The 19,141-nt window shown below is 42.1% G+C and carries 13 protein-coding genes and 2 pseudogenes; 8 read left to right on the forward strand and 7 right to left on the reverse strand.

Annotation, left to right across the window (positions count from 1 at the left end; genetic code table 11):
* Positions 1-260 precede the first annotated feature (260 nt).
* The 3 genes from KUG63_RS02565 to KUG63_RS02575 all read left to right on the forward strand — a co-directional run bounded on the left by KUG63_RS02565 (position 261) and on the right by KUG63_RS02575 (position 3,415).
* Positions 261-1,361 (forward strand): M20 family metallopeptidase, encoded by a 1,101-nt coding sequence (locus tag KUG63_RS02565; protein WP_026362575.1) that lies wholly within the window; start codon positions 261-263, stop codon positions 1,359-1,361.
* 370 nt (positions 1,362-1,731) lie between these two features.
* Complete coding sequence (locus KUG63_RS02570) at positions 1,732-2,544, forward strand: hypothetical protein (protein ID WP_287553922.1); 813 nt, start codon at positions 1,732-1,734, stop codon at positions 2,542-2,544.
* A 25-nt stretch (positions 2,545-2,569) separates the two neighbouring features.
* Positions 2,570-3,415, forward strand: coding sequence for a mechanosensitive ion channel family protein (locus KUG63_RS02575; protein ID WP_277642047.1), 846 nt, complete (start codon positions 2,570-2,572; stop codon positions 3,413-3,415).
* 101 nt (positions 3,416-3,516) lie between these two features.
* On the opposite strand, the gene KUG63_RS02580 is transcribed toward KUG63_RS02575, so the two are convergent.
* Complete coding sequence (locus KUG63_RS02580) at positions 3,517-3,759, reverse strand: phosphate-starvation-inducible PsiE family protein (RefSeq protein ID WP_287553926.1); 243 nt, start codon at positions 3,757-3,759, stop codon at positions 3,517-3,519.
* Positions 3,760-4,059: 300 nt separating this feature from the next.
* On the opposite strand from KUG63_RS02580, the gene mgtE reads away from it, so the two are divergent.
* From mgtE to KUG63_RS02605, 5 genes are all read left to right on the forward strand, one after another.
* The gene (mgtE, locus tag KUG63_RS02585) at positions 4,060-5,397 is read left to right on the forward strand and encodes a magnesium transporter (RefSeq protein ID WP_015005453.1); all 1,338 of its coding nucleotides are present in this window, start codon (positions 4,060-4,062) and stop codon (positions 5,395-5,397) included.
* Positions 5,398-5,548: 151 nt separating this feature from the next.
* Positions 5,549-7,243: an autotransporter assembly complex protein TamA gene (locus KUG63_RS02590; protein WP_020932878.1), complete on the forward strand. Its 1,695-nt coding sequence runs from the start codon at positions 5,549-5,551 to the stop codon at positions 7,241-7,243.
* Positions 7,240-11,271 carry a translocation/assembly module TamB domain-containing protein gene (locus KUG63_RS02595; RefSeq protein ID WP_287553923.1) on the forward strand — a complete coding sequence of 1,344 codons (4,032 nt, stop codon included), beginning with the start codon at positions 7,240-7,242 and terminating at the stop codon, positions 11,269-11,271. Before KUG63_RS02590 ends, KUG63_RS02595 begins: the two co-directional genes overlap by 4 nt.
* Positions 11,272-11,425: 154 nt before the next feature.
* Positions 11,426-13,702 (forward strand): mechanosensitive ion channel domain-containing protein, encoded by a 2,277-nt coding sequence (locus tag KUG63_RS02600; protein ID WP_287553924.1) that lies wholly within the window; start codon positions 11,426-11,428, stop codon positions 13,700-13,702.
* Entirely contained in the window at positions 13,692-14,666 is a 975-nt protein-coding gene (locus KUG63_RS02605; protein WP_016389722.1) for a zinc transporter ZntB, read from the forward strand. Before KUG63_RS02600 ends, KUG63_RS02605 begins: the two co-directional genes overlap by 11 nt.
* Before the next feature lie 225 nt (positions 14,667-14,891).
* Here KUG63_RS02605 and rimK (KUG63_RS02610) read toward each other — a convergent pair whose 3' ends face one another.
* The 6 genes and pseudogenes from rimK (KUG63_RS02610) to KUG63_RS02635 all read right to left on the reverse strand — a co-directional run.
* Positions 14,892-15,803 (reverse strand): 30S ribosomal protein S6--L-glutamate ligase, encoded by a 912-nt coding sequence (gene rimK, locus KUG63_RS02610; protein WP_223253242.1) that lies wholly within the window; start codon positions 15,801-15,803, stop codon positions 14,892-14,894.
* A gap of 90 nt (positions 15,804-15,893) precedes the next feature.
* Positions 15,894-16,301, reverse strand: a pseudogene (locus tag KUG63_RS02615) (ATP-dependent zinc protease); the annotation flags it as partial.
* A 37-nt stretch (positions 16,302-16,338) separates the two neighbouring features.
* Positions 16,339-17,400, reverse strand: a complete 1,062-nt coding sequence (locus tag KUG63_RS02620) for a succinylglutamate desuccinylase/aspartoacylase family protein (RefSeq protein ID WP_015005459.1) — start codon at positions 17,398-17,400, stop codon at positions 16,339-16,341.
* An 82-nt stretch (positions 17,401-17,482) separates the two neighbouring features.
* Positions 17,483-17,794: a cation:proton antiporter regulatory subunit gene (locus KUG63_RS02625; protein ID WP_374699892.1), complete on the reverse strand. Its 312-nt coding sequence runs from the start codon at positions 17,792-17,794 to the stop codon at positions 17,483-17,485.
* A pseudogene (rimK, locus tag KUG63_RS02630) lies at positions 17,777-18,700 on the reverse strand (30S ribosomal protein S6--L-glutamate ligase); the annotation flags it as partial. The pseudogene rimK (KUG63_RS02630) and the gene KUG63_RS02625, both read right to left, overlap by 18 nt.
* 117 nt (positions 18,701-18,817) lie before the next feature.
* Positions 18,818-19,141 (reverse strand): chalcone isomerase family protein (locus KUG63_RS02635; protein WP_287553925.1); only part of this gene is annotated, 324 nt, incomplete at its 5' end.

Here is a 19,141-nt window from a genome sequence, read left to right on the forward strand (position 1 = left end):
AGAGCTTGCTTAAAGCTGTTTTAGGTGCAAATAGTCGCACCATATCAGCGCTTTTTGCTTTTATATGGTGCGGTGCAAAAAATAAATGCTGGTTTTTTTTATTTGTTGTTCAAAACTGCGATATATTTCTAAGTATGGGGTGAATAATAGTGTTTATATCTTGAGACTAGGTGAACAGGGTTATGGCTATGTTGTTTGGATTTACCCTGAATTTGGTTAGGCCTTTTTTTGACTGTTAATAAAGCATGGTGAAGGGTGAAATGGATTTTTCTGAATTAGCAGAATTAATTAATATTAATTCTTATACGAAGAATAAGCAGGGTGTCGATAAGAGTGGTGCCTTGTTTCAACTATGGATGGAAGAGATTGGTTTCGTGACCTATGTTTACCAGCGAGAAATGATAGGTAATCATTTATTGTTTACCTCAACTCAATCAACAGGTAAAAAATTACTGCTGTTGGGCCATTTAGATACCGTTTTCCCGCCTTTGAGTTTTGAAACCTTTAGTGAAGATGAGCAGTGGATATATGGTCCGGGTGCTTGCGATATTAAAGGCGGTAACTATGTTGCTCTTTGTGCCTTGAGAGCTGTTAAAGCTGCCTGTGGTCAAATTGGCAATATAGATATGTTATTGGTCAGTGACGAGGAAACCGGCAGTGATGATTCCAAACTGATTAGCCAACAATTAGCCGAACAATATGATTATGTGTTGGTGTTTGAGGCTGCAGGAAAGAATAATGAATTGGTGACTGGGCGAAAAGGCGTGGGCACATTCTTTATTGATATTAAAGGTAAGGCCGCACATGCTGGAAACCATTATTCCGAAGGAGTTAATGCTAATTTAGAGGCGGCGCATAAATGTATTCAATTAACTGAATTGACCGACTTGGAAAGAGGGACCACAGTGAATGTTGGTAAGTTGGAGGGCGGTATTGGTGCCAATACTATTTCTCCGCATGCTCGTTTAATTGTTGAAATGCGTTATACCAATATGAAAGAAAGAGATCGAGTGCTTGAGGCAATACACGTGATTACCCACACGCATGAAGTTGAGGGAACTGATGCCAGCTTATCTGGGGATATTCAGCGAGATGTCATGGAGCCTAATGAAAAACAGCAGCGGTTTTTAAGACAATTAGAATCCATCACCGGTGATCGATTGTTAACAGAACAACGGGGTGGTGTTAGTGACGCAAATATTTTTGCTGCGAAGGGTTGTATTACCTTGGATGGGTTTGGCCCCTTTGGAGATGGGGACCATACTATTCATGAACGAGCGAATAAACAAAGTTTTATAACGCGTATTGAGCAAGTTAGAAAAATCTTGATGCATTATAACCAAGGTTTGGAGAAGGATTAACGCGTCTACTCAGTGCAATGAAGTTGATAAAAACCATGTGTGATCAAGTCGTTCGCTCGCAAGGCTAAACAAATATCTTATTTTGGACGAATAAAAGGCCTACTTATCTTAAGTGGCCTGTAGGATAAACTGTATTTTGTAGCCGTGGCTACATCATTATTAAACCTTGCTTGGTATCAAATTTTTCATCGCTATTCGTAAAACAGTAGACATCTAGCCGTTGTTTTTTTAGGCCGTTATAAAGCCCTTTGTGTTTACTTAATGGGGTATCATCATGACAGTAAAGTTGTTAAAAATTTAATGAATCAGTGGCTTAGCCCGCCCTCTGGCATTCATTGGTATAAGCAAGTTGTCAACGATCGGGGTTTATATGGGTCAACAAGATTTAAAACAAGAATCGAGGTGCTGGGGGGTGTTTGATTTGACACCCAACACAAGGTTGCAATTTAACTGTGGGGACCTTTTGCTGGATATTGCGTCTGGCGAGAAAGATTGGCTTATGCAGTATGAATTGAAAACAAGCGACACAGTGCACAACCCGTGTATACAACTGATGGGTACGGGTGAGGAGGGCTGGAGCTTGGCGAACAAGCAACGTATTGTGTCAAACAATATACCGCAAAAGCTTTCCTTGACTCCTGTTATGTCTGACAGGGCTATTGTCTGTCGTGCGACCACGACTGTTGTCTTGTTGCCAAAAGAACAAATATCGCTCTATGTTGCTGTTCCATTGTGGTTGCAACTGAGTATAAGGGGCGGAAAAAAACCATTGTTAGATGTCTCAACAGAGCGTATTTCAGATACATGGTTTGGCTTAAATTCACGAGAAGGTGTGATGAGTTATGCTTTGCGTATGAGCGAGCAATTAGATATACAACCTTCAACCAACCACGGAATGCGAGTGACGATTGAGATTAGAATTAAAAATGAATCCAATGAACAACTAAATTTAGATAAAGTAAGTGTGCCAGCACCACATCTTGCGCTTTATGTAGATGAAGTTGGTCACTTTTGGACACGCCGTATTACTATGGTTCGTGAACAAGATGAACAGGCGACCCTGACCATAGATAAAGTAATGAGTACAGGTTTAGCCCATCAAAACCTTACCCTAGTGAGTGCAGCAAGAGACGACCTGGGGCAACATAAAATAACAAAGGCCTTATCAGCTTTGTTTGGTTAGCCAATAATACCCCAGGACATAACAGATGGATAATGTATTCGCCAACATAAATACCGAGTTAACAATGGCCGTTGTACGTGCGCTGATTTTTTTTATAGTCGGTATTATTTTATCTCGAGCAGCTAATAATGTGGTGACCCGCTGGTCAACGCATAAGCTGGATGCGCATAAACAGTTATTGGTCGCAAGAGTGGCCAGTTACCTTGTGCTGCTGATGTTCTTTTTTATGGGTTTAAAAGCACTCGGGTTTGATTTAGGGGTGTTGATAGGTGCAGCTGGAATTATATCGGTTGCGATTGGTTTCGCCTCGCAAACCTCCGCCTCAAACATTATTAGTGGGTTGTTTTTAGTGTCTGAACGGCCCTTTTCGATTGGTGACATGATTCGTGTAGGTTCAACCATTGGCGAGGTTATTTCTATTGATTTATTATCGGTCAAACTAAGAACCTTTGATAATTTATTTGTACGAATCCCCAATGAAACATTGATCAAGTCAGAAGTCACCACATTGACGCGTTTTCCAATTAGGCGAATTGATTTGGCGATAGGTGTTGCCTATAAAGAAAGCATTAAGCATGTGCGCAAAGTGATGGAGCGGGTCGCCGATGCTAATCCGATCTGTTTGGATGAGCCTAAACCGACTTTTATTTTTAAAGGGTTTGGCGATTCCTCGTTGGATATGCAGTTTTCGGTTTGGGTAAAGCGAGAAAATTTTAGCGAACTAAAAAATGCTATTTATGAAGAAATTAAAGAAGCCTTTGATGCCGAAGGGATAGAAATACCCTTTCCACACCAATCCATCTATGCGGGTAGTGTTACCGAGCCGTTCCCTATACGCGTGGTAACAGAGGAAAATGAGGCTGGACGTTAATTCGTAGTGAATAACGCTACTTAGAGAGCTTTATCAACTGGGCTTAGCCGCAAAAACTAATGTTTGAAGCTGACTGATTGGGCTTTATGATATCTGCGCTTTTAGTCATGGTTTTCATCGGCAATTACTTTTTCTCGTTGGTATAAAATAATGGCGGCGGTTCGTAGTGCGCCTAGTACAAACAAAAAAGCAGAAAGGGCATAAAGCATACTGGGATCAATTTTATGCTTGAATAAGGCAATTAAAATTTCACGAATAATGAAAACAATCGCTGCGTCAATAATTAAAGAAATTTTTAGTTTGTGAGAAATAAAGTAGTCGGTTATCGAACGCGATAATTCAATATAATTTTTTGAAAAACGTACTGAACATTATTTGCTCCTAAGCACGTCATTCGACGTGTGCTATTAACGATAAAATAGACAATAACACGAATTGCTTTGAGTCCTTATTTAATAATATAGAAAGCGCTAAATCAGACTGTCATAAACCGTTACTATGTCTTATGTTAAAAGAAACGAAAGGGCTAACAGTTGATTAAAAGATCCGCTGGCTGGTAGAGGTGGAGAGTGTATTTCATAAGAAGGGTTTGGCTGATTTTTACACATAAACAATGTATTTAAACATTAAGAAAGGGGAATAGAATGACCGATGAAGTAAGCCAGTTAGTCGAACGGCTCAATGATGCTCATCATGATGAACAAAGGGTTGTCTTTGAAGATGCTGTTGATCAACTCGAAGGCACTGAGCTGGCTTTATTACTCGAGTCATTACCTGTGGCGGAGCGCTTAGAGCGATGGGAACAAGTGCCAGATGAAGAGCGTATTAATGTGTTGGTCACAATGCGCTCGGAATCACGCCAGGCAATTTTTGACAGTATTGATGAGGAGAAATTACACGCTCTATTGAATAATGTTCATGCTGAAGACCTTGTTCAATTAGCCGATACGTTGCCTGAGTCAGTGGTTGACGAAGCCTTGCAAAATATGGCTGAAATGCAACGTGAACATTATCAGCAATCGGTTCAATATGAAACTGATCAAATTGGGCGTTATGTCGATCACGGGCTATATATTTTGCCCAGAACAGCACGTGTTCGTGATGCCTTACGGGGGCTTAAAAAATCGTCTTTTGAGTGTGCAGATTGCCTTTATTTAATTAAAAGAAATGGTGATTTTGCAGGGACCGTATTAATTCAAACATTATTTTCTGCTCCGCCAGAGCAATCATTGCAGGCATTAAGTATTGACGAGCCAATGACAGTGCCTGCTGAAATGAGTCGTTCTACAGCCTCCGATAAAGTTGAACATTCGGGTTTGATGGCGCTGCCTGTGGTTGATGCGAATAACAAACTATCTGGGCGTATTACTTTGCGCCAAGCCCTTGAAATAACGCGTGAAAATTATGAAAGCCAATTAATGGCAACAGCGGGTTTAAATGAAGATGAAGACCTTTTTGCGCCTGTATTACGCAGTTCTAAACGAAGGGCAACTTGGCTGGGCATTAATTTGTTAACCGCATTTTTCGCATCTTGGGCGATTGGCCTTTTTGAAGCGACATTGCAACAAGTTGTTGCGCTAGCTGTTTTAATGCCTATTGTCGCCTCTATGGGCGGGATTGCCGGCAGTCAAACATTAACCTTAATTATTAGGGGACTTGCATTGGGGCAAATTGCAAAAGGTAATATCCCACCCTTGTTAATCAAAGAGGTCAGTGTCGGTGCGCTTAACGGTGTGTTATGGGCTATTGTAATTGGCGTTATTGCCTCTTTCTGGTTTGCTAGTATCAACATTGGTTTAGTCATAGCAGCAGCGATTGTATTAAACATTATTGCGGCAGCTTTTTCAGGCGTGGTGATTCCAATTATTCTTGACCGATTGACTATTGACCCAGCCTTATCGGGTTCAGTTATCTTGACAACAGTAACTGATGTGGTGGGCTTTGTTGCATTTTTAGGTTTGGGAACCTTATTTCTGCTTTAATGCGGTATTGACGTTACTTTTACTCTTTCGCAAGGTTTAGTGGCGTGGTTATAAGGTGATGGTGCAAATTTAAAAATTATTTAGAGGTTATGCTTTGTTTACAGTGTTATTAAGGGGGAGCCTATTCGCTGTATTGTTGTCATTATTTTTTATGGCGGGCCTTGTGCAGGCGGAAGATCTGATCATTTCGGTGCAATTAGATGGCGCGCCTGAAGGCAAAAAGGACACCTTGTTAAGTGGTCTGAGTATTGTTAAACATCAAAAAAATCAATTGTTATCGTCTAAACGTATTCATCGCTTACATGAACAAGCAGTAGATGAGCTTTCCGAAATGCTGCCCGTGTATGGTTATTACAAGGCCAAAGTTACTAGCAAATTAGAAAAAAAAGACAATATCTGGTTGGCGAGTTATCAGTTAAATTTAGCTGAGCCTGTCACTATTCAAGCGGTCAACGTGACAATCGAAGGTGAAGGCTTGCACGATGAGAGTTTTCAGCGGTTATTAGAAAATTTTCCATTAAAGGAAGGGGAGGTGCTTAATCATGAACAGTATGAATCAGCCAAGAAAAACCTACGACGATTAGCTGCTGAACGAGGTTATTTTGATGGTGAGCTGACTGAGCATCGGGTTGAAGTGAGTTTAGCTAACAACAAAGCGACTATTTATTTAGTGTATCAATCCGGTGTGCGGTATGTCTTTTCGAAGACTGTCTTTCCTAAAACGGTTATTAACAATGAACTATTGTTAAAACTATCGCCGATCAAGCAAGGCGCGCCTTATTTAGCCTCTAAGGTCTTGGCGCTGAGAAGTAATCTAAATAATAGTGGTTATTTTAATTCCGTGTCAGTGACGACGCTGATTGATGAACGTCAAAATGGCGTAGTCCCCTTAGCTATTTCCTTGGAACCGGAAACGCAGTATCGCTATTCTGCGGGGTTGGGGTTTGGAACCGATAGTGGTGCGAGGGCTTCACTCGGCTGGGAAAATAGATATGTTAATAATCGCGGGCATCGCTTTAGTGCGGGCACTAAATTTTCACAAATTGGTAATAGCTTGTCGGCGGACTACCAGATGCCCTTTTGGAGCCCTAAGATTTCTGATGTTGGTTTTAATGCCGAATTTAAAAACAAAGATACAGATAGCAGCGAAAGTCGTTCATTTGCAGTCGGCAGTTATTATAAAACTGATCGATGGGGCTGGAATGAAACCGGCTCAATAAAATTTCTAAATGAAAATTTTGACGTGTCAGAAGATGATAATACCTCGACCTTGGTGATTCCTAGTATTGCTTGGTCAAAAACATGGGCAGATAACAGTATCTATACCCGACAAGGTGGTCGGTTATCCTTGTCATTGTCGGGTGCCAGTGAAGCGGTATTATCGGATACGACGTTTGCGCAAATGGTTTTAAGAGGGAAATATATTCAATCGATTGGCGAAAAAGGTCGGTTTATTACCCGTGGTGCTTTAGGGGCGACAGACGTGAGCGATTTTACAAAACTGCCTAGCTCATTGCGGTTTTTTGCCGGTGGCGACAGCAGTATCCGTGGTTTTGATTTTGAATCACTAGGGTCTGAAGGTGACGATGGTGAGGTCACTGGTGGACGTTATTTATTGGTTGGAAGTGTGGAATACGAACGCATGCTGGTGGGCAACTGGGGAGTTGCCGTGTTCAGCGATTTTGGTAATGCCGTTAACAGTTTGCATGATCCCCTAGAATACAGTGCAGGCCTTGGTATTCGCTGGAAATCGCCCATTGGCCTTATTCGATTTGATATAGCTAAAGGGTTATCAGATTCAGCTGATTCAATCGGCTTCCATGTGGTCATTGGGCCTGACTTATGATGTATCGCGCTGGTCTACGTGTATTGTTAGCCACGTTTCTTTTGATAAGTGTGCTGTTGGCTTGGCTTGCGTTGACCGAATCTGGTCTTTCGGCGGTGCTATCGCTCAGTCAAAAATTGGTACCCGAATTAACGGTAAAAAAAGTGTCTGGCCGCTTGCTTGATGGCGCTGTATTTGAACAAATAAACTATCAAGTTGACGAGCATAACCGAGTGTCTATTAATAATTTAACGTTAAGTTGGCAGGCCGCTCAGTTAATAAGAGGGCGGTTAACAATTAACGAGTTGCTGATTGATGATGTGTTGATGACACAGCAGGGAAATGGGGCACAGACCTCAACGCCTATCAGTTTGCCTGCTATTTCATCGCCGTTAGTATTATCGCTGAAGAAGGTTCGTGTTAATACGCTAACAGTGCAGCAAGGGCAGGCTATGACGCAGCCGATCAGAAACCTTCAGGCGGCATTGAGTCTTTGGGGAGACATCCTAACGATTGATGCTTTATCCCTCGACAGTACAGGTAAAGCAGGTTTAAAACTGAATGGATCGATACAGTTAAGCGGTGATTACCCTACAACTTTAGCGTATGAGTGGTTTGCAAAGGATCCGACGTTGAAAGGACTGGCTGGGAAAGGCGATATTAAAGGTAATGCAAGCGAATTACGAGTTGAGCAGCGAGTTATTAAACCGATGCAGTCGACCAGCACGCTGACGATAAAAAATTTACTCGGTAAACTGAGTTGGCAAATGAATGCGCGCATTGCACAGCTTAATCTGGCTGATTATGTAGACGGCCAAACAGGGCATTTAAATAGCATTCAAGTAACAGCCCAAGGCGATATAAATCAAGCGGATATTAAGTTTGATGCAGGCTATCAACAAGAAGGCTGGCCCGTGTTGGCGTGGAGCGCTCAGCTGCTGAGTAAAGACCTTGATAGCTGGACGCTGAACAGCATTTTAGCCAATGAAAACGGACTAAGGTTGTCCCTGTACGGCGCTGTTAATAACGTGATGACGTTACCAATACTTGAGCTAACTGGGCAGTGGCAACAGTTCGCTTGGCCGATGTCTAACGGAGCTAGCGGTATAGCAAGTCGAAGCGGCGAATTGACTATTCAAGGCGGGCTTGATGAGTATAAGCTTGCAATAAATGGGGTGCTGGAAGCGCAGCAACAGGCCTTCAATTTTAAAGGGGTGATGGAGGGCAGCTCGAATAAGCTAAACATCACACAGTTTCAACTGAACGGTTTAGACGGTCAGGCTTCTTTAGTGGGCTGGTTAGATTGGCAGAACCAAATACCTAGTTTTCAGGCTAATGTCACAATAGAAAACATTGACTTGCCAAACATTTTGAGTGAGACGGCCTTATTAATTAAAGAAGGGCAGGTATCGTTTGCCGGTACGGTTGCCGATGCTACGGCTAAAATCGACGGCGATTTATCAATCAATTCGCTACCCGTGTCAGTACAAGCACAGGCAAAAATTAGCCAGCAAGGTGCGAAAGATTTAAATATGAAGCTGGCTGTTGAGTCTGGCCAAATGAGCTTTATTGGCGAAGCGCAATGGCAAGATATGCTCGCGCTTAAAGGCTCAGTGAGGCTCAATAAAGTTAACCCCGCATTTATTTCGTCACAATGGCCGGGGCAATTATCTGGTGGTTGGCAACTGGTGGCCGAAAACCTTAATACTAAGGCCGTGGGTGTATCAATAAAGGGGCTGGATATTAGCGGTACCTTAAGGCAACGACCGGTGCATTTTAGCAGCGATTTTTCATACCTTGCTGAGCAGCTGACGGTCAAGAATCTCCAACTACAGTCCGGCCAATCAGTTATCACAGCGTCGGGGCAAATAAATGGAGGGAAAACGCTAAATTGGGTTGTTAATTCGTCTAATTTAGCAGATTTTCATCCCGAGCTAACGGGGAAATTAATGGCCTCGGGCACAGTCGGTGGGAACCTTGCTGTAGCGCAAATATCTGCTGATATTGATGGCAGCACATTGGCCTATTCTAACCTCGTGAGTATTAATCAATGGAAAAGTAAGCTTAGCCTAGATATGAGTCAACAGGGCGTTATGAGTGGTAAAGGCTCGCTTGTCGGCTTAAGTGTTGAAAATTCAGCGCCGCTTGATGTCAAGGTGGATCTTAACGGTACGACAGATAAGCATCAAGTTTTTGTTGATGTGGCTAACAGGGAGTTAAAAGTATCAGCTCAATTGGCCGGTGGCTTGTCTGGGGCAAATTGGCAGGGTGAGTTTTCACAACTGACGCTAGAACATGTTCTAGCAGGGCAGTGGCGCCTTAGCGAGCAAGGTGCAATACGTATCGCCAGTACGCATGGTTCAATTGATAAGCACTGTCTACAATCAGCCACTGGCTCAGTCTGTATACAGGCAAATAATTCGGCCCATGGCGATTGGAATATTCAAGGTGAGTTGGCTACCATTCCGCTAACGCTTTTACAGAGCTTTTCCAATTCACTGGACCCATTAGAAGGGAATTTAAAAGGTCGGTTTGAACTGGCTGGCAGAAATCAATATCCAATAAGTGGCCAAGGTGTTTTCAGTTTGACTGATGGTCGGGTTTTGCTAGAAAAAGATTTAACGCTTGAAAATACAGTGATCGCCTTACGCAATGCCAATATCGATTTTCAGCTTAACGGGAAAGGAGCTGTTGCGAATATGTTGCTTGAACCTGATTTAACCGGTGTTTCAGCGTTAACAGGCCAAGTTAGTGTGCCTTCCCTGAAAACGGTTATTGATACGCCACAGCAAGCAGGGTTGTCAGGCTATTTCAGCTTGTCGGTAAAAGATTTATCGGTTTTTGATACGTTGTACTCTGAGTATGAACACTTACAAGGCCAGTTGAATGTTGATATCAAATTAACTGGTACGGTGGCGAACCCTGCTGTTACAGGAAACGTATTGCTTGCTAACGCGGGAGTAGAGTTGACCAGTTCTGGAACAGTGTTATCAGCAATTAATGCGAGTTTAGAAGGTGGGGTGGATACAGGTATTCACTTAAAATATAAGGCGAGCTCTGGTGAAGGTGATTTTTATGGTGATGGTCAAGTTGTTTTTGCTGATAAAGGCTGGCATGCCTCGTCTACACTGGTAGGCGAGAATGTTGAGGTTTTGAATTTACCCGAAATGCATGTGATCGCATCGCCGAATTTATTATTTAATATGACGGCTGACTCAGCATACCTCGAAGGAAGCATTAATATACCGACCGCAGACTTAGCACCGATAGAGTTTAATATTCCTGTGTCTGCTAGTAAAGATGTGGTTGTTATTGATAAGACGTTAGCAAAAGAAACAAAACCTATTTCAACCCGGGTCAAATTAAACGTTAATTTGGGTGATAACGTACAGATTAAAGGGCTGGGTTTTGAGGGAGCACTAACTGGCGGATTATTAGTTAGCGGTGAGACAGATAAACTGCTTCTTGGAACTGGCGATATCGTTATTAATAAAGGTACCTATAGGGCATATGGCCAACAACTAGCGGTTGATAATGGCAAAATACAATACTCCGGAGGCGCACTGGATAATCCAAATTTGGATATAAAGGCGGTAAGAAAAGAGAAAAAATTTACAGCGGGCCTGCACTTGTTAGGCCCGGTCGATAACCTTCAAACCTCGTTATTTTCTATACCGTCGATGAGTGATGACGAGGTGCTGGCTCATTGGTTATTGGGCCGCTCTTTGTCGAACGCGAGTGCATCGGATGCTGCTTTGTTAGCCTCTGCTGCCAGTGGTTTAGGCATTAAAGGCGGTAATATGATTGGTGAACAAATAGCCAATGCGTTTGGGTTGGATGCTGTTACATTTGATGGTAATGGTGGGGATGATACGGCTTTGCATGTTGGTAAGTATTTGCTGCCAAATTTATATTTAAGTTACGGCATTGGGATTTTTGATTCGGTGAGTACGGTTAACCTGAGGTACGAATTGAGTAAGCTGTGGTCATTAAAAGCAGAATCGGGTGTAGATACGGGGGTGGATTTACTATACGTTCGTGAACAATAAACCTAATAGCTATCAGTGGCTTAGTAGATAAGCGGTTATAGTAATGGGGTAAATGAAGGGTTAGTTTTAACATATGTTCACATGCTAGGTGAGCATTGTACAGTCGATATATGATGCGAAGCGTCTAGGGTGTTTATAGTGTGGGGAATAAAATATGAAGTTATTGCGGTGTTTTAGTTATCTTTGTTTGGTTGTTTTTAGTGTTCACAGCTCGGCTGTTGCTGCGCAGGAACTGATAAACCAAGAAGCGACTAAGTTATGGCTTAAAGAAAAACAAGAGACGATAGAACTTATCTCTCAACAGCTAGCTGACAATACGATAGATAAAGCCCGTCTGTTGGAATTGCGTCAAACGCTTCGCTCAGCGCGAACAGAATTACAATATAAGGTTGACGTTATTAAACCGGTTAATAATAGCGTGCAGGCAGATTTGGCCGACCTTGGCGCTGCCCCCGATGAAGATGCGCCACCAGAGCCCGATAATATTCAAAAGTTGCGCGCTGAGTTAACGAATGAGTCGTTAATTATTGAAGGTTTGCTGACACAAGCCGAAGCGCTGACGTCTAAATCATCGCGGTTGTTAGAAAAAATCACTTCGTTAAGACGCACATTATTTTTAGATGGGCTTTTTGAGCGGCAAATGGCAGTATTTAATACTACTTTATGGAAAACAGCAGAAGAGCCTTTTTATGCTCAATTTTCAAATTACAAAGGTATTTTTTACGATAAAACTCTGCGGTCGTTGAGTGTCATATCGGGCTGTATTCTTTTGGTCGTTTTCCTTTTCGCCACGTTAGTATCAAAAAAAAGGTTAACTATAAAATTACAAAATGCTGGGCGGGAACATGTGTTTCCATTGGTTTCAGCGTCGTTAGTTTTGCCATTTTTAGCGATAGGGCTAGGGCTGCTTTTCATTTATCAACTATTTATTAGCCAAGGCATTGTTACCGAGGCTAATCACTTATTAATACAAAAGGTATTAATGCTTACGGGGTTTTTGTTCGCTGTGTATTTGATGACAGGGCGGTTTTTGAAAGCGGCTCTTATTCGTTCACATTTGCGTTATTTAATCTGTGTGGTGGCACTGCTGTTTGCTGTCGATACATTGCTTCTTGAAAGTGGAAAAATTATCGGGGTGCCCATAGAGCTGGCAGTTGTCCAAAGTTATATTGTGAGCTTAACTTTTGCGTTTATATTAGGCCTGTTTTCTTTGTTTGTATTGATAGGGCCAAAAGAGACTAAAGACTACTTTTTCCCACGCAAGATATTTGTTGTTTTTCTAATGATTAGCCTCTCCATCATTATATTTAATGTATTTGGCTATGCAGCTCTTAGCCGTTATATCTTCGAAGGTTTTGTTCTTATTTTTTCATTATTAGCGTCTATTCTCGTTATAAGAGCGGTTATTCGTCCATACTTTTATCGCTTAGATAAACGCTTTTCTCAAGACAACATAGGGGAAGACTCAGAGCAGGTTATTTACTTCTGGTTATGCCTCTCATTGGATCTTATTTTGTTCTTTATCTGTTTACCTTTTGTTGCCGGTATTTTTGGCACCGAATGGCAATATATTCAAGAGACGATAAAGCAGGCATTTTTTGGCTTTAAAGTTGGCAATATGACCATCTCAATTTCAAATATTGGGGTTGGTTTACTTGTCTTTCTAACCTTGCTGTTCATCACACGTGTTATTCAGCGTATTTTGGATCAAAAGATTTTGCCTAAAACGAACATGGATACGAGTGTTCGTCAGTCAATAACACAGGTGTTAGGTTATGTTGGGCTGATTATTGCGCTAATGGCGAGTATATCAGCGGTTGGATTTGATCTAACGAATTTGGCGTTGATAGCCGGTGCGCTGTCTGTTGGCATTGGTTTTGGTTTGCAAAGTATCGTGAGTAACTTTGTTTCAGGCCTTATTTTGCTGTTTGAACGGCCCATAAAAGTAGGGGATTGGCTGATTACCAATTCAGGTGAAGGGATTGTAAAGAAAATTAGCGTGCGTGCCACAGTTGTTGAAACCTTTGACCGAACATCGATTATTGTGCCAAATGCTGAGCTCATTTCATCGTCTGTTAAAAATTGGACGCATGCAGATAGAGTAGGTCGTGTGATTGTGAATGTTGGCGTGTCATACTCCTCGGACCCACAACAAGTTCGAGATCTTCTAATGGACATGATTACGGAAAATAAAGACGTCTTAAAAACCCCAAAACCAACAGTTCTTTTTAAGGACTTTGCAGATAGCGCATTGATATTTGAAATACGTTTCTTTATTAGTAATATCCAAGAAATTTTTCCAATTTCAAGCCAAGTGCGCTTTGATATTTGGGAAGTTTTTAAAGAGGCAGGGGTGGAAATTTCTTTCCCACAAAGAGACTTACACATTCGTACAGCACCTGGATTAGAGGGAGTGTTTGATGGAAAATAGTCATATTCTTTACGCTTGTAAGTTGAATGGCGACGGCTCGAGTACCTTGCTCGAAGAGTCACAGATACAACAAACCATTAGTAGTGAATCCAAGGTTTGGATTCATTTAGAAGCAGAGCACCCAGAAAGCCGCCGTTTGCTTGAAAAAGAGTTTCCGCATTTAGATCACTTAGTTGTTGATGCCTTATGTGCAGATGAAACAAGACCTAGAATTCTTGAATTTGACTATGGCGCGTTGCTTATTTTACGCGGGGTAAATTTAAACCCTGGCGCTGAGCCGAATGATATGGTGTCGATACGTTTATGGGTTGATAAAGATAATATTATCAGCCTACGGCGTCGAAAACTAAGAGCTGCCATCGATATTCAAGGGAAACTGAAAGCGGGGAAAGGGCCAAAAAATAGTGGCGATTTTGTGACCATGCTAATCGCCGGTTTATTTGAGCGAATGGAACCTATTTTTTCTGAAATAGATGAGAAGTTAGACGAGGTTGAAGAAAGTGTTATGGAAAACCCTGACACAAATGAGCGACAGGAAATCACCTCTATTCGTAAAGACGCCATTATGTTTAAACGTTATATTGCCCCTCAAAGAGACGTGATTTCAAGCCTTCGTGTCTCTGATCAGTCGTGGTTGGAGCAAATGCATAAACGCCGCTTGCAAGAGTCATTAGACCGCGTAATAAGGTATGTTGAAGATTTGGATACGATTCGTGAGAGGGCTCAAATTGTTAAAGATGAGCTGGTCACCGGTCTTTCTGATCGGCTGAATAAAAATATGTATATGCTCTCGGTTGTTGCGGCTATATTTTTGCCCCTAGGTTTCTTGACCGGGCTGTTAGGGATTAATGTTGGCGGTATACCAGGGGCAAATAATGAAGCTGCTTTTTGGATCTTTATGGGCATATTGGCGCTAATTATCTTAGCTCAGGTCTGGTTGTTTAAAAAATTAAAATGGTTTTAATAAGCGGTTTTTAAAGGTATACGGTAGTGAGTATCGGCCAAGCGTTTAGCGGATAGTTTGCTGGCCTTAACTGAACCAGCAAACCATTCATGGCGTCTTATAAGAGAGGGGGTAAGGGGCTAAAACCGCTGAGTGTTTATAAAAATAGTCTCTGCATACCGTTAAACAGGGGGAGCGCATGCAATGGCTAAATTTTGCCCTTTTTAGTTAATAGCGCGTAGGTGGCTAAAGTGTTTCCAAAACGCTAGAACTAACGGGTCTTTCCCACTTAAGCCTCTTTTCAATAGACGCAATAATATGCCCGGCTATATCTTTACCGGTGGCAGACTCAATACCTTCTAAACCCGGAGATGAATTAACTTCTAAAAGCAGTGGACCTTTACTCGAACGTATAATATCAACGCCAGCAACTTTAAGCCCTAATACTTTTGCCGAAAGCGTTGCTAAACGACGTTCTTCGGGTGTTATTTTAACCACAGAAGCGCTACCACCTTGATGAATGTTGGCTCTAAATTCACCAGGAGCAGCCGTTCGTTGAATTGAGGCAACTACTTTGCCATCAATGACAAAACAGCGTAAATCTTTCCCGTCTGCTTCTTTAATAAATTCTTGAACTAGCAAGTTTGCATGCAGTGCTTTGAAGGCATTGATAACACTTTCGGCGGCTTTTTTAGTTTCAGCTAATACAACACCTCGGCCTTGAGTGCCTTCTAATAGTTTTACAATCAATGGCGCTCCGCCAACCATTTCTATCAAGTCGCTGGTATCCATTGGCGAGTGTGCAAAACCTGTTGTGGGGATACCAATGCCACTTTTTAACATCAGTTGAAGAGAAAATAACTTATCTCTTGATTGGCTAATAGCGGATGATGAATTGACGGTATAAATGCCCATGCTTTCAAATTGGCGAGCCAAGGCGCAGCCATAAAAGGTCATGCTAGGTCTTATACGTGTGACAACGGCATCTAAGTCATTGAGGATTTTACCGCCTCGATAATGGACTTCAGGTGCTTGTTCATCGACTTTCATATAGCAATATTTGATGTTTAAAAACACCATTTCGTGGCCCCGTTCCTCAGCGGCTTCCATAAGGCGCATGTTGCTATAAAGGTCGGGGTTACTGGCAAGTAAGCCTATTTTTAGCCCACTTTTGTTTTTTTGAGGCTGGCCATACCAATCGTAAAGCTGTTCTTTTGACGGCTCGTTGAGGCATAGGCTTAGCTCAGGGTCTACCAAGATTCGTCCTTTCATCGCTTCACGACCTAACAACATACGATAGCCCATTGAATCACGGTTTGCTAAGGTGAGTTCTACTTCCCATGTTTCGCTTTCCACCTTAATTAAGGTGGAAATTACGTAGCGTGTTTCAGAAATTCCAGACGAGCTTTTGACGGAACGTTTGTCAACCACAGGGCGTTCACAGCGCAACACAGTGCGGCGATCCTTTTGTAGTGGGTGTACTTCAAAGCTAACCCATAAAAGGCCTTCGCGTCTAAAGGTTTGAATGTTAAAGGCATGAATAGAGGATGTTTTAGCACCTGAGTCTACACGCGCTTTGATAGCAGGAATGCCTAGGGCAGGGAAGGAACACCATTCTTCACTACCTACAATGATTTTATTATTGCTAGAAGTCATTTATTAGTCCAAATTAAAGGGTAAAAGGGGTACAAAACTAGATGATTGGAAGGTCTTCAGGGGGGGCTTCATCACTAGCAGGATCAAGGTCCAGCTGAAAAGCCTCCAAATTATCTACAACATCCTTAGGTCGTGTGAAACGCGCAATATGAAATAAGGCTTCACCTTCACTAACGAGAGGCAGATTGGTTCTGCCGATAATAATGCCTGAAATGGGTGAAATAATATCGGTTTCTTTGCCATCCTCACCGTAGGGTGTTGCAACAGCACCGAGTAAGTCACCCTCAAAAACATGTTTTCCCATTGAAACAGTCATCCGGAAAATACCACTTTGAGGTGCGCGAACCCAAAGAGTAGAACGTGCAACAAAAGGTTCTGGAGCTTTCTTTTTGGTTTTACGTTTAGGGGGTGTCAGCATGCCAATCGATTGCATCACCGATAGAATGCCTTTGACCCCTGCGCGGATCGAAAACTCATCGAAGCGGAGTGCTTCCCCTGCTTCGTAAACAATGATTGGTAAGTTTTTTTCTGTACTACAGGCATACCGTAAAGAGCCTTCTATTAGGCCAGAATTAACCACCACAGGTGCATTAAAGGCTAAGGCCATCTGTTCGGTCACCTGGTTGCTTAAGTCGGCGCGTATTTGCGGCAAGTTGTCTCTATGAATAGCTGCTGTATGCAAATCAATGCCATGTGTACATTGCTGCACCACTTCGGTCATAAATAATTTAGCTAAGCGCGCAGCTAAGGAGCCTTTTACCGAGCCTGGGAAACAGCGGTTTAAATCTCTGCGGTCGGGTAAGTAACGGCTTTGGTTGAGAAAGCCATAAACATTAACAATAGGCACAGTAATCAACGTGCCTTTCATTCGTGAGAGTGACTTGCTTTTTACCAGTCGACGAATAATTTCAACGCCATTAATTTCATCACCATGTACGGCCGCAGAAACAAAGAGAATGGGGCCTTCTTGCTTTCCTCGAATGACCTGTACCGGCATTGATAAAGAAGAATGTGTATATAAATCTGGCAGGGGAACATCAATGATAGTGTTTGTTCCTGGTAAGACTTCTTGACCTGCAAGTATAAAGGGTTCTGACATTTTAATTATCCACTTGTATGTAGCTTAAATAGAGACCTTATCAGTCGGTTTTATTAATTAGCTAGAGATTAAACCGATCTGCTTATTGGTCTGCGTCGTCTTCATGAAGTTGGTTTAATTCATCTGATTGTAAATCCTGAACTTTTGGCCTTCGGCGAGCCTTTGTTTTCTTTGGAATCATGCCACGTAAAGAGTCTAATTTTCCAAAGCATAATAGCCTATCATCAGCTTCGAGTTCGCGTGCAGCACGTGGGTTAGGGATTGCCTTGGCCCCTCGATACAAGGTGAGCACGTTAATGTCTTTTTCTTCATCCATCACTTCTTGGATGGTCTTCCCAAGAAACTCTGATCCTTCAGGAATATATATTTCACTGACGCCATACCCTTTGCTAATGGTTAATCGTTGGCGTATATCAATTTCAGGAAAATCAACTTGAGCAGATACATAGTCAATTACAGCGCCGGCAATATCTAAACCGGTGGCCGTTTCAATACCTTCAAGTCCTGGCGAAGAATTGACCTCCATTATTTGAGGGCCGTTTTTACCTTCCAACATATCAACGCCAGCTACTTCTAGGCCTAAAATCTGAGTTGCTCGTACGGCTGTTTCTCTATACCGTTCATCAAGTTCTACCGGTTCAGCAATGCCGCCTCGGTGTACATTGCTACGAAATTCTTGTCCTTGGGCGACGCGGCGCATTGCGGCAACAACACGATCGCCAACGACAAAAGCGCGAATATCCTTTCCTTTGCTTTCTGCCACAAACTTTTGAATGAGCACATTTTGTTTTTGGCTTTGTAGTAGTTCAATAATCGACTCAGCCGCTTTCATTGATTCAGCCAATAGCACACCAATGCCCTGGGTGCCTTCAATCAATTTAATAACGACAGGTGCACCACCAACTCGTTCGATCGCAGGAATCACATCCTTTCGGTCTCGGACAAAGGTAGTTCTAGGAATACCAATATGATGACGACTTAAGATTTGCAGGCTACGTAACTTATCTCGCGAGTTAGAAATGCCATGTGCAGTATTAGCACAAAAAACGCCCATTTCTTGAAATTGACGGACAACAGCCGTGCCATAGTAAGTAATTGATGCACCAATTCTCGGTAACACAGCATCATAGCTACTTAAAACTTTTTGCCGGTAGTAGAGGTCGGGGATGCCTTGTTGTAAATCGATAGCAAACTTAAGGGTGTTTAAGACTTTTACATCATGCCCTCTTTGAAGGGCCGCTTCTTTTAAACGTCGTGTGCTGTAGGCATTAGGTCCACAGGATAAAATAGCAAGTTTCATAAGAGCACCCTTAGGTTTTATCGTTAAGAAGTGATTGTATAGTCTTAATAATTGAAGCTACAGCTTTATATCGCTAAAGGTTAAATCGGTTAGCTCAAATTTGTTCTCGTTTTGTTTTTAATAAGTTGAGCCAATTAATTTTTTTGTCATTGTAGGGTAGGGGCCATTTAGACTTAGCCAGATGGAAGGAAATGTATCTGAAAAACCAGCTTCATTTATTTTTCCTATAAATTGTCCATTAAAATAAAAGTAAGTGATTTTTTCATTATCAATGTAAACCGTAATGGTATCGTTGGGTTTAACGCTCGGCCATATTTTTAATAATTGTTTTGCCCAGTTTTTTTTCTGCTCTTCGCTAATATTGAAACGTTTCAATTGGGTTAGTGTTTCATCTACAAGCTCAACATTAGAGATGACTCTTTTGTAAGTTAGCTCTAGAGA

Origin of the sequence: Cycloclasticus sp. (assembly GCF_019090545.1) — a bacterium.
Lineage (GTDB): Bacteria > Pseudomonadota > Gammaproteobacteria > Methylococcales > Cycloclasticaceae > Cycloclasticus > Cycloclasticus pugetii.

What these genes read in the sequence shown, in the direction of transcription:
- KUG63_RS02570 (WP_287553922.1), top strand. Translation starts at nt 1,732, where the DNA reads ATGGGTCAACAAGATTTAAAACAAGAATCGAGGTGCTGGGGGGTGTTT.
- KUG63_RS02575 (WP_277642047.1), top strand. Translation starts at nt 2,570, where the DNA reads ATGGATAATGTATTCGCCAACATAAATACCGAGTTAACAATGGCCGTT.
- mgtE (WP_015005453.1), top strand. Translation starts at nt 4,060, where the DNA reads ATGACCGATGAAGTAAGCCAGTTAGTCGAACGGCTCAATGATGCTCAT.
- KUG63_RS02590 (WP_020932878.1), top strand. Translation starts at nt 5,549, where the DNA reads ATGGCGGGCCTTGTGCAGGCGGAAGATCTGATCATTTCGGTGCAATTA.
- KUG63_RS02595 (WP_287553923.1), top strand. Translation starts at nt 7,240, where the DNA reads ATGATGTATCGCGCTGGTCTACGTGTATTGTTAGCCACGTTTCTTTTG.
- KUG63_RS02620 (WP_015005459.1), bottom strand. Translation starts at nt 17,400, where the DNA reads ATGTCAGAACCCTTTATACTTGCAGGTCAAGAAGTCTTACCAGGAACA.
- KUG63_RS02565 (WP_026362575.1), top strand. Translation starts at nt 261, where the DNA reads ATGGATTTTTCTGAATTAGCAGAATTAATTAATATTAATTCTTATACG.
- KUG63_RS02600 (WP_287553924.1), top strand. Translation starts at nt 11,426, where the DNA reads ATGAAGTTATTGCGGTGTTTTAGTTATCTTTGTTTGGTTGTTTTTAGT.
- KUG63_RS02605 (WP_016389722.1), top strand. Translation starts at nt 13,692, where the DNA reads ATGGAAAATAGTCATATTCTTTACGCTTGTAAGTTGAATGGCGACGGC.